Raw genomic sequence first — 11057 nt, 5'->3', positions numbered from 1 at the left:
CAATATCGTAATCACCGTAGCTGCTGTACTCTCCGGTGATGGTCTCACCAGAAAGAGAGCTGTCACCTTCCCAGTCACCAGTACTGTAACTCTCATCTACACTCCAGTCATATTCCGTGATTTCGCCGGCCGGTGCTTCTGACATCGAAGCATCCAGCTCAAACTCTTCATCAGGACCGGGATCGGACGGCGTTACCTCAAACTCCGCTGTCGGCCTCTCCTCATCTACAGTAACTGTCTTCGTGATAGTGTCAGTTTCACCACTATTATCAGTGATTTCTAATTCAATATTGTAATCTCCGTAGCTGCTGTACTCTCCGGTGATGGTCTCGCCAGAAAGAGAGCTGTCACCTTCCCAATCACCAGTACTGTAACTCTCATCTACACTCCAGTCATATTCCGTGATTTCTCCAGCTGGGGCTTCCGACATTGAAGCATCCAACTCAAACTCTTCATCAGGGCCAGGATCAGACGGTGTGATCTCAAACTCTGCTGTCGGGGATGACTGTGTGGTAGCGTTTTCGGAAGTACCCAAGGCGACAACACCAACGGAAAGAGTCAGAGTGAGAGTCACCAGCAGGAAAACAAGCAATAAAATGCGTACACTGTATCGAAGTCCGATACTATCTGCCAGCCTCATTGTTTGGGAATTTCCACATACCATATCTGAAAAATTGAGCGCGACTACTCACTGCCGCCAATCAATCTAGATTTGAGAACGTAAGCAGCCCCGCCAATCCCTGCAAGGGCACCTGGAACGCCGAATCCGGGGACACTTTCAGCTGTAATCTCGTCATCATCCTCTTGTTCTTCTGGAGCTGGGTTCGGGTCCTCAACTTCGACGGTATGTCTGATACCGCTCTGTTGAACTGATTCTTCAGGATTGCCCTCAAACCAAAGCTCGTAGTCTGCGACAACAGTTACACTGTCACCGGCTTCAGCACCCTGAGTGTGGAGTTCGGCTCGGATGTCGCGGATCTCGCCAGGTCGTACCTCGAATGTGCCAACCACGAGATCTGAAGTCGCTTGATCCCATTCTGCACCGCCACCCCACTGGAAGCCTGCGTCAGTAAAGCTGAATTCAAGGTCAACCATGATAGTACATTCATCGGGAATCATCTGATCCGGTCGGAAATTGGCCTCGACCACAGCTGGATCCTCAGTCGTGATCCGACTATTTGGTGTGGTCACGCTCGTCCGACTCATACTGGGTGATCCATCACACGTCGTTGACTCTTCCTCCTCTTCGTCAGCTTCTTCCTCCCCTTCGTCGGCTTCTTTCTCCTCTTCGTCGTTAGTCTCAGTCTCATTACCTGCAGCTTCATCATCTGCGTCGGTCTCGTTTTCCTGAGCTGAGATTGGTGTCGAACCAACACTGATCGCCGTTCCTGTAAGCAACCCAGCAGCGGAGGCTTGCAATACTCTCCTTCTCAAACAAGGAGTAGTATTCGAATCAGAGTCTTTTGACATGGCATATTTATCAAATTCCAAGTGTTTAAAACCTGTTGGTACGTTCCCTCAGCGATCACCGAAATATAAATTTAGAAGGGGGGAATGGTTGCTGCAAGGAAAACAAAAGCGGGTCCCAGAGCATCCAAAGATATTGAAGCGTGGTGGCCGGGGACTCATCAATCAGTTCTACCATTTCATGAAACGGTCCTCCTAAGACTTTGTCTATGATGAGTTGCCGGTTTTTGTCCTGTATGGGGTTTCCTCTACAAGTTGATCTAAATTCATTTTCACGAGAGCGATGGCTTGTATCATGGTTTCTTCAGGGCCACGAACGCTTATGTCAAACTATACTGAATATTAGGTATGGGTGTTCCACCGCACGTCACGATGATAGCCCTCTGCGGTACAATACTCGTTGCTAGTGCAGTCATTGCTGGAATTCTGTCGGAAACAGCACTTTGGATCGCAATCATCATCGCAACGATCGCTGTGATAGTGGACCTTTCATCTACTGTACGAACCATCCTCGCCGACAATAGCAAATAACCTGAACAGAAAAGCAGTGGAAGCCTCAGTACCTCACAAACCATCCGGAGTTAACTGACGCTGCACTGTGAGTTACCGACGAACACGGCCGCGAAGCACTCGTGACAACGCCGGCAGGGCGCGCTCACACAACGACTCTTCGGGGCGACTGCTATCGGTACACTCGTCCGTGCATACTGACGAGGGAGTGCCCGCATGGGCGCGAGATTGAGGAGTGTTCAGCGGCCGGCTATGACGGGGCTTCTGAATGCCCTTCCTCTGTGAGTCCTCATGCTCTCAGACGGGGCGGCATTACGCACGCGCTCTCGAACGATTGGCCGATGAAGGCGGTTGAGGGCCGTGCGAATGTCTCGGAAAAGGTGCTCTCGATGCACTACGATTCTCGCTCAGAGGAGGTGAAAATGGAACAGCGTCGTGAATACCTAAACGATCTCTGAAGTCGCTAGCCCCGTTGAAACCCTCTGTTGGTGATAGGTTTCAGCGAGTTTGCTGTATACAGGGCGCATATCACACGAAATATGACTTGGTCTGCGAAGGGAGTGATCGGCCAGTACAGGAATCATCACGATTGATCTCTCCCTGACCGCAGGCGTTGCCGTCCTCTTCTTCATCGGGTTAGGCATTCTCGTCGCCAATATCTTCGGCGTCCCTGTCCCAACGTCGATGACGACCGTCGGTGCAATTGCTGGACTCGGACTGGCGACTGGTACCCTCAACTAAGCGACAATGGCAGAAATTATGACATGGTGGTTCGCCACGCCGATCATCGGGTTCTGGATCGGCGCGGTTATCGGACGCTACATTTATCCCGAGGTCAACCAGCGGGTCCTGATCGAGAAGTCCGACGGCCCTTGCTCGTTCTCGACCGGAGTAAACCGATTCCGATACCGGCACTCGGCCCGAATACGACTCGGTCAGAACTCATGACCACAACGGTTGTTCTAATCATCGGGTGTTATATGGCGTTCAGTTCTGGAGCGAGCAACGTCCCAAATGCGGCTGTACCATTAGTTGATGGGGCTGGCGGCTTAGACGCCGACATCGCAATCGTCATTGCCACACTCGCTATCGGCCTCGGCGGGTTTACCATCGCTCGCCGTACGATGGAGTCGGTCGGCGGTGAACTGAGCGACATCCCGCTGCTGGCGGCCCTGTTCGTCATAGTAGGCTTGGGACATTGGTTGATCAGAATGGACGCCACAAGAAGAAAGTAGGAGCGGGAGCCGCCATCGCGGACCGTAATTCCCATACAACGACGTTCTATCATACCTTCGGCCGTTTTCACCGGAAGATCTGCGGTCAGTCTGGATCTTGTTCTGGTATATAGACAAATAACGGGACAAACTTCAAGGCATAAGAAAGAAACTCATGTAGTATGAACTCTCCAATTGAAAATAATGAATTTCAGCCTTCAGAGTGGCCCTTATTGGAGGTTGGAGACTTCGTGAAAGTTAAGGTTGATAGAATTTCCAATAGCGGAAATGCAATCGCACTTACACCCAGAAATGGCGATATATTTGTCAAAAATGGAGAAGTAGGCGAGGAGGTAGTTGTGAAAATCACGGGGAATAATGGAAATCTACAGGCAGTGAAGGTAGAGGGCGTACCTGAGCATCTCAACATTCCATCTGAAACGTTCTATGAGATGGTTGTAATATCGTTAGATGAATTTTATGAATTTGTTAAGGAACACCGAAGACAGGAAAAAGAGAGAGAGGAACAGTTAGAGGGTAAAAAGTCTAAATTAAATAGCCAGTCCTCAGGCAAAAGCACTCCTAAGAAATTTCGATCAGAAGATAAAAAATTAGAAAATAAAAAGTCAAAGAAGGAAAGAGAGAAAGAAAACCTGAATAGAGCGTTAAAAGGATATAGATGAATATCTATGCTTAGAGCCATACATTATTATGTTAAATAACTAATTAGAGTAGTATATAACTGGGTCTACCTTTTTCTTCTCATATCGAGAGAGGTGCTTCGGACAACCGTTATCAGTGAGATAAATCGCCCAAAGGTTACGGTTGACTTTTTCCTTTACCTCCTGAACACGATCTGGGTATTTTTCCCCATCAGTTCCCCATGCAGCAATAGCACAATCGACCTCATCTCCAAATCGCTGTAAGTATTCATCATTATTTGGTCCGACTGGATCTGACTGATCCTTAACTATACTTGGACGTTGATCACGTACTGCGAATAGGTTTACTAAAACAACACCACCAAATCCAAATTTATAGGCAATTGACTTACAATTGTTTAGCGTTTGGTCGGGTTCCTTCTCGTCTGCAGTGGACGGGTTTATTCCAACAAATCCTGCTAGTGGCTTCTCATTATCCCACTTCCTTGTAAGCCAGTATCGGTACTCCGATTGCCCCGTTGGTTCGGCAGTTTTGACCGTAGGATTTGGAGTCCCTTTGCTACCATCAAACTCCATGTCGTTGAGCATCAATTGCAGAACAACAGTTAGAACCCCATCATATTAATACATCGAATATATCAGAAATGCATAACAATCTTCGTTGATCCACTGGCGATCACTTCGCACATCTCCGGCGTAGTGTCGAACTGTTCTTGCAGTTTCTCTTCGCCACGCACGACTTCCGAATAGGACTCAACCACTGATTGATTAACTGTCCACAGTACATCGGTTATCAGAGAAGGCACGACGGCAGCAACCCGCGTCTAACAGATGTATGAACTCCAAACGCGAATCACGGTTCGATCACCGGCGGAATTTCGAAACTAAGGGGTACAACCCCTGTATCCTGATATTCTGTTGGCTCAGAACGGTGCAGTTTCTGGATGGGCCTGACGGGGAACGGGTGTACTTTCTCGGCTCTCTTCACTAACTCGCGTTTCTCCCGTCCAAATCCTGGATATTCTGCTAATACTGGGGCTTCTTTTTCTAAAGCTCACGGTACAAACGATCCAGCCTGTCCTCTATACGTCGCCGATCTTGGGACACATCGATATGAAACTGCGGCTGTCCGTTACACCAAGGTAGAATTACAAGGCTGGTAATTCAAGCGGGAGGCAATGACGGATAACCGTCGTATGACGACAGACCGCTTCTACGGTGGTGTCTCCAACCGTCTACAGAATCTCCGTGCCATGCTTGCGTATGTCCGCGATTCTAACCCTTCACGCTCTCAACTCAATAGCTGGGTTCTCTCGAATACATCAGCAGGTAGTGAAGATGCTGTGAGTCATCATCTCACTTTTCTCGAATCAATCGAACTCATCGAGTTATCCGAAAACGGCTGTGAGTTGGACAAATATGGAGACCAATGGCTGGGAGACCAGAGCGCCAAGACTCTCTATGATGCTCTGTCGTCCGGGGTGAAAGGATTCGAGACTATCCTGCATACACTACAGGAAGAGCCGATGACTGACGAGGAAATTATGGACCTTCTCGTCAGTGAGTTCGATGAGGCCGAGATGACGAAACCTGGGCCCGCAATTCGACACCGGGAATAGTTACAGGTGCTCGAATTTGTCGAACGAAAGAACGGGGTTAATCGGCTTACTTCGAAAGGCCGCGAGATGGCCGGACTCGAAGAAGGTGAACCGACACCACATGGTTCTTCCAAGCTTTCAGTTGGTGACTCACTCACTCAAGAGGAAATCGAGGAAGCATTCAATACCGGTTTCGGCTATCGCATTTCCGGTATCAACCCGCGTCGTGACGATCAGGACCGACGGTATATCCTGCTTTTCGCCAATGAGGAAGGCCCCTACAATGATTCGGTGAAGCAAGGCCGTTTCGAGTATATCGGTGAAGGTCTGAGTGGAGACCAGAGCGAAGACTCGCCGGGCAACTCTGCGCTCATCGATGCACGCTCTTCGGATATACCGATTCACTTCTTCTACAACGGACAGAGGATGAAGACTGGGAGTATCAGGGGCTTGTCGATGTAGTTTACTACGAATTCAGAGAGCAAGACGAAAGGAGGGTACTCGTTTTCACGTTAGAGCACAGTGAGCAGTCGGAAGAGTCAGAGCCGTCGAAAGAGGAAGTCGAGGCAGAGCGTACCGAACTCCAGCAAGCCACCGACTCCGACCCACAACTCACAGACAACACTGAAGAGTACACCGAAAGCCGACGACGGGCAAGGGATGCAGCCTTCACACAGTTGGTCAGAGAAGCTTACGACGAGCAGTGTGCTATCTGTGGAAGGGCAAGGGAGTCACCCGATGGTAACCCGGAAGTCGAAGCAGCACATATCTATCCGAAGCGAGAGGGAGGTAACGATGACATGAGAAACGGGATTGCGCTCTGCAAACTCCACCATTGGGCCTTTGACTCAGGGTGGTTCTCGCTCACCGATAATCACGAGATACTCGTGAAAGACGCTCCCGATCGAGACGGCTACCACGAGTTCAAGCAACTCGAAGGTAGGCAGATACGACTTCCTGAGGAAGAGGAAGCACAGCCTCACCCGATATTCCTTGAAGAACACCGACGGCTTCACGGATTCAACGATAACCTATGACGACGAAGAGAGACATCCGATAGCAATGGACTGAACAATATGATTGTTACTACGACCAGTATGTGGACACCAAATAAGTCACTTTGATAAGGGATCCCTGAGCATCTGTCACATAGAGATGGATGAAACGGAGGTGAAGGACTACGTTGAGCATGCTCAGTCGGTTATTGACGATGCTCCGCAGATGGACGAAGCCAATACGAAGGCAGCTGTCTTGCGTGATTTCCTGGATCTTCTCGGCTGGGATATCCCGACCAATACTCAACTTGAGTACTCCGTCAAGGTCGGCACACGGTCGTACAAGGTTGACTATGCACTTCTTCTCGAAGGTGCTCCGGTCGCATTCTTCGAAGCGAAAGGCGTGGATACGGCTCTAAGCAACGACCACCGTGAGCAACTTGCCACATACATGAAAAATGAGAACGTGAATTGGGGCATCCTTTCGAACGGGAAGGAATATCAGTTTCTCCGTCGAGAGGTGGTTGATACGAACGTGAGCGTGGAGGTTCTCACAGAAGCCGACCTCCAGCAGCTGCCTGAGCAACTCACGATACTTCGGGCGTTCACGAAAGATGCGATAGAAGCGGGTGACTCGGAGAAGATAGCTAACCGTATCGATGAGCTGAAAACCGCTCGGACGACGCTGGAAGAAGACAAGGATGATCTTTCGGCAGATATCGCTTCTGTCTTGACCGAGAACGTCTCAGAAACGCTCTCGACTCTGGCCGAGTCGAAAGCCAAAGAGATGATCGACGATCTCGTTCGAGAGATTGACGAGGAGATTGATACAGATGGAAGTCGGTCACATGTCGAAGCAGTCGATGAGCCAACGGTTGAGGAAGACGAACCCGACGAGCAAGAGGGGTACATCGTCGAACTACAGAACGAAGGGGAGAAACTCGCTACGTTCAGCGGTGACGTACAGAGTGACGTGATGGCCGAGGCTGTGGGCTACTTGATTGAGAACTCCGACCTCATCTCTGAGATAGAACCGTTACCGTACATTCCTGGGAGAGAGAAGGCTATCATAAACGATGAGCCCACCTCTCCACATAACGAGGAGGCGATGAAAAACTACCGTGAATTGAGCGGAAACTATTACCTTGATACGCACATGAGCGCGAAAAACAAGAAGAACCATCTGCGTCGGTTGGCTGAGAAGTCTGAGGTTGAGGTAGCGTTTACAGGAGATTGGTGATTCAGATATTCCCTGGCTTTGAGGGTGTGAGTCTGCTTTTCCAGTATCTCTGAGGGCATCATAGAAAACACTACACACGAGGGTGAGGGTATGGAAACTGTCTCTATGAATTCCCAGACTCTGCATGATGCCTTCTATCGACTAGTTCTTCAATGTCTCTAGTACGATTCATGAACCCCACTCATGCTCGCTGTCTGGGCCAAGCACGTTCGGCGTCACCAGTTTGGCATGCCACTCCGGCTCCACACCCAACTCTCTCAGTATCAGGAACATCACCATCTTCCTCAAGGCCACGAACAGATTGGTATTCTCCCGCAAACCCGCTGAATTAGCCGAGTGTACAATCTCATTGCGAATTTCCCTCGCCTCTTTGACGATCTCCTCAACCTCATCCGAGTTGAATCCTAATTCGATCTGCTCAGCGTATTTTTTTATCTTCACCAGCGTACTCGGCTCGAATAGGAAGTCCTTGTCAAGGTTGTAATTCAACCGATTCAGCTGCCCCTCGCTAAACTCGTCCTCAAATTCTTCCAATATGTACTCCCGTACTTGCTCCTTCTCGTCATCGTCAAACAGATACTCCCGTTGGCTCTTCATATACCTGTGGTAGTTCCTATCTGCGTTTGCCTCTAACACAAGCCACAGCAACAGGAACTTCGGAATCATCAGTTGAGTTCCTTCGGCGTGCATAAAGAGCGAGATATTCGTTCGAAGATCGGTTTCAAGACGTTCATCAGCTTCGTCAATCGTCGTCAGGGCCACGTCCACTAGCCTACCGATGTTCTTGCTGTAGAAGACCCCACTCTCGTGAATTGCTCGCACGAACCGCATTTTCGTGTTGTCGATTGGCATCCGATATGTGTTCACGTAACGGGCTTCCTGCGGCGAGTCCTCTGGGTAATAAGCTTCCCAGCGCACGTCTCGCATCTGGAAGAAAGAGTAGACGTAGGTCAGCCACTCGGCTAGCTCTTGTGCCCGCTCCTCATTCGCCTCTATGAAGCAGAGTGCAGTCCTCCAGTAACCGGTACCGTACTCACTCCCGTTCTCCCTCCGATTGTCCTCAAATTCCTCAACGCCCTCTATCGCCTCGATCCGAATCGGGAACTCGTCGCTGTCGTACACCTCGTCCTCCGGAATGTAGAGGTTCAAAAATTCGAAGACGAACGTTTCCGGCATTATATCGAAAAGACAGAGTCTGAGACATTACTGGTTTCGATAACTTCTCGATAATGAATAGGAACAGTTTCAACAAAGTCGAACTACCCCACTCATATCGGAACTCAAAAGCGGTAACCTTACTGACGAGTATAAGAAGTATTGGACAATGACATCTAGCAGAATAACTATTTTAGGTGTACTGCTGGTGGGCACCCTAGTCGGCACAGTTTTTTCTTACTTGACTGCAGGGTCACCTCATGAGGTGCGTACGTTTGCTGCGCTTGCGACCGTTCAAGGCGCTTTTGTTGGAATCGTTTTCTCCATTTTTGTGCTTGCATCTCAAGTGAGTGCGACCGAGTTTAGCCCGCTAACACTGGAACAGCTAAGCAAATCACGGACGTTTGCGGGACTACTGCTATATTATACTTTTGCAATTCTGACTAACGTCTATTTCATCCAAATTGATCATCTGGACATCGCTGTTCCACTGATACCTGAAGATTGGAATCTTATGGTCGGTATCGGAACTGGGCTTGCAACAATTTCATTGCTGTCATTGTTAATCGCGCGCCAATTATTAGTTAAACTCACGTCACCGGAACATCTGTTACAACAAACAGCAGCTAGCGTTAATCCATCAAACCTCACGCCGACTTCAAACAACGACGACAATTTGCGACCTCAGCGAACTCCTTTACTCACTATCGAACGGATTCTCATAAGTGCGGATAGACGGGACGATGAATATACGGTGCAACAGGCGATCTATGAAATGCACTCTGCAATCCAAGATATAGTGACTGAGCCTGACGTTTTCCATTCTACAGAGATAAATGAATCAAGTACCACACACACTACCAATTTTGAGTTGGATATTATATTTGAACGCTGGAACACGTGCATTGAGAAAGGGAAAGAAGGCCCTCCGCGAAGACGCACGTTAGTTATCCAAACTCATCAAAAGTTACTTCTCACACTCCTTAACCAGAGAAAGGAGCAGACTGTACAAAATAATCTTTCTGGCATAACGGTAGTATGCATAGCAGCATATAATGATCGGCAGATTAACACATCACTCCTTGAGGCCTATGACGACATTTTCACAGCTAGTCTTGAGGCAAACGCTGATTCGATACCTACACAAATAGAGAAGGAACTATCAACCATATGTAGCAAAATACTCGGTTTCTCAGATGAAAATAATGCATCTCTTGAAGGTAGCTATCGTGAAATTCTCTCGGCAATCTTAGCGCAGCGGATCGAACACATCAAAAAAGTGGTCCAAAGCGATATGGATCAGTCAAAGCGCCGTAGATTTACAGAAACCACATTAAACCAACTCAATAGCACGCTCGGAAGTTGTTTTGATCAGTTGGAGGATGAAGAATACCAAGATGCCAATGCCGTCAAACATAACCTCCTCAATGACTTGCATCTTGAGATAATACCAGCAGTAGAAGACTGTGCAATGGCTGACCCTGTGATTACGCGTCGTATGCTTATTGCCTTTGCAGAATTGTCGATAGAGCTTAATCATGATCCTTCGCTAATGCATGAGCGCATCGCTAGTGAAACCAAATTCAACGAGCCATATGTTAAAGAGATCAGACAGATCTATATCGACATCGTGGAGAGTGAGACTCCCGAGCGAGAGCTCACAGTGATCGACTGTCCACAAGAAGAGATCCGTCCTTTTTTCGAATCAGCAGAATTAGCGCCAATAGAAGTTAACTGTGGTAGGTAGCTATCTTTCTTCGTCCACGAAATAATTAGACCGGGGCGAACGAGTTCATCTGATTGAATGTATCGCTGTGCGCGGTGAAATATTCACCGTCCTTTTCTAGTATATCTAGCGACGAAAGTAGATTTAGTTTATCCTGAAGTTCAAATGGATGTACTTTTGCAGAATATCCGTACCACTCGATCATATTTTCCTGAATTTTTTCCTTATCAAGGTGCAAATCCGGATCACTCCGCTCAATGGCATCAAGATAATACCCATTGGCAAATTTTGGAAGATGAACTAAAATACGAAGTCCTAGGTCCTGGCTTAGTCGTTTAAACCCTTGTTCTATGACTTCACCGAGGATAGCCTGGTTGAATTCTTTACCTTCAACTTCGCCCAAGTCGTACTTCTCAAGGGGGTCTTGTGGATAAAGTCTGTTCCCGTCAAATTTTATGAAACCGAGTTCCTCAAGCGTTTTAACATACCG

Annotated in this window: 12 protein-coding genes and 1 pseudogene; 8 read left to right on the top strand and 5 right to left on the bottom strand. The window is 48.4% G+C overall.

Annotated features, from left to right (window positions below; translation table 11 throughout):
* A partial coding sequence (locus tag RBH26_RS20790) for a PKD domain-containing protein (protein WP_306760278.1) occupies positions 1-640 on the bottom strand: 640 nt, incomplete at its 3' end.
* Between the two features lie 44 nt (positions 641-684).
* Positions 685-1470 carry a hypothetical protein gene (locus RBH26_RS20785; RefSeq protein WP_306760277.1) on the bottom strand — a complete coding sequence of 262 codons (786 nt, stop codon included), beginning with the start codon at positions 1468-1470 and terminating at the stop codon, positions 685-687.
* 345 nt (positions 1471-1815) lie between these two features.
* Here RBH26_RS20785 and RBH26_RS20780 point away from each other — a divergent pair, with 345 nt between their 5' ends.
* From RBH26_RS20780 to RBH26_RS20770, 3 genes and pseudogenes are all read left to right on the top strand, one after another.
* Positions 1816-1998, top strand: coding sequence for a hypothetical protein (locus RBH26_RS20780; protein WP_306760276.1), 183 nt, complete (start codon positions 1816-1818; stop codon positions 1996-1998).
* A 555-nt stretch (positions 1999-2553) separates the two neighbouring features.
* Positions 2554-3164 (top strand): annotated as a pseudogene (locus RBH26_RS20775) (inorganic phosphate transporter); the annotation flags it as partial.
* A gap of 209 nt (positions 3165-3373) precedes the next feature.
* On the top strand, positions 3374-3874 hold the full coding sequence (locus RBH26_RS20770) for a TRAM domain-containing protein (RefSeq protein WP_306760275.1): 501 nt from the start codon (positions 3374-3376) through the stop codon (positions 3872-3874).
* A gap of 39 nt (positions 3875-3913) precedes the next feature.
* On the opposite strand, the gene RBH26_RS20765 is transcribed toward RBH26_RS20770, so the two are convergent.
* On the bottom strand, positions 3914-4441 hold the full coding sequence (locus tag RBH26_RS20765; RefSeq protein ID WP_306760274.1) for a DUF1643 domain-containing protein: 528 nt from the start codon (positions 4439-4441) through the stop codon (positions 3914-3916).
* Positions 4442-5031: 590 nt separating this feature from the next.
* Between RBH26_RS20765 and RBH26_RS20760 the strand changes: the two genes are divergently transcribed.
* The 4 genes from RBH26_RS20760 (at position 5032) to RBH26_RS20745 (ending at position 7686) form a co-directional block, all read left to right on the top strand.
* On the top strand, positions 5032-5472 hold the full coding sequence (locus RBH26_RS20760) for a hypothetical protein (protein WP_306760273.1): 441 nt from the start codon (positions 5032-5034) through the stop codon (positions 5470-5472).
* A gap of 66 nt (positions 5473-5538) precedes the next feature.
* Positions 5539-5913 (top strand): hypothetical protein, encoded by a 375-nt coding sequence (locus RBH26_RS20755; protein ID WP_306760272.1) that lies wholly within the window; start codon positions 5539-5541, stop codon positions 5911-5913.
* A gap of 215 nt (positions 5914-6128) precedes the next feature.
* Positions 6129-6488: an HNH endonuclease gene (locus RBH26_RS20750; protein WP_306760271.1), complete on the top strand. Its 360-nt coding sequence runs from the start codon at positions 6129-6131 to the stop codon at positions 6486-6488.
* 118 nt (positions 6489-6606) lie between these two features.
* Positions 6607-7686, top strand: a complete 1080-nt coding sequence (locus RBH26_RS20745) for a type I restriction endonuclease (RefSeq protein WP_306760270.1) — start codon at positions 6607-6609, stop codon at positions 7684-7686.
* Positions 7687-7854: 168 nt separating this feature from the next.
* On the opposite strand, the gene RBH26_RS20740 is transcribed toward RBH26_RS20745, so the two are convergent.
* Positions 7855-8862, bottom strand: coding sequence for a HEPN domain-containing protein (locus tag RBH26_RS20740; protein WP_306760269.1), 1008 nt, complete (start codon positions 8860-8862; stop codon positions 7855-7857).
* Between the two features lie 148 nt (positions 8863-9010).
* On the opposite strand from RBH26_RS20740, the gene RBH26_RS20735 reads away from it, so the two are divergent.
* Positions 9011-10588 (top strand): hypothetical protein, encoded by a 1578-nt coding sequence (locus tag RBH26_RS20735; protein WP_306760268.1) that lies wholly within the window; start codon positions 9011-9013, stop codon positions 10586-10588.
* Between the two features lie 25 nt (positions 10589-10613).
* Here RBH26_RS20735 and RBH26_RS20730 read toward each other — a convergent pair.
* Positions 10614-11057, bottom strand: a 444-nt coding sequence (locus tag RBH26_RS20730; RefSeq protein WP_306760267.1) for a hypothetical protein, incomplete at its 5' end; no start/stop codon positions are given.

The sequence above is a fragment of the Natronolimnohabitans sp. A-GB9 genome (assembly GCF_030848565.1).
Classification (GTDB): Archaea; Halobacteriota; Halobacteria; order Halobacteriales; family Natrialbaceae; genus Natronolimnohabitans.
The sequence above is the reverse complement of the archived record's forward strand: the minus strand, read 5'-3'. Positions and strand labels throughout refer to the sequence as shown.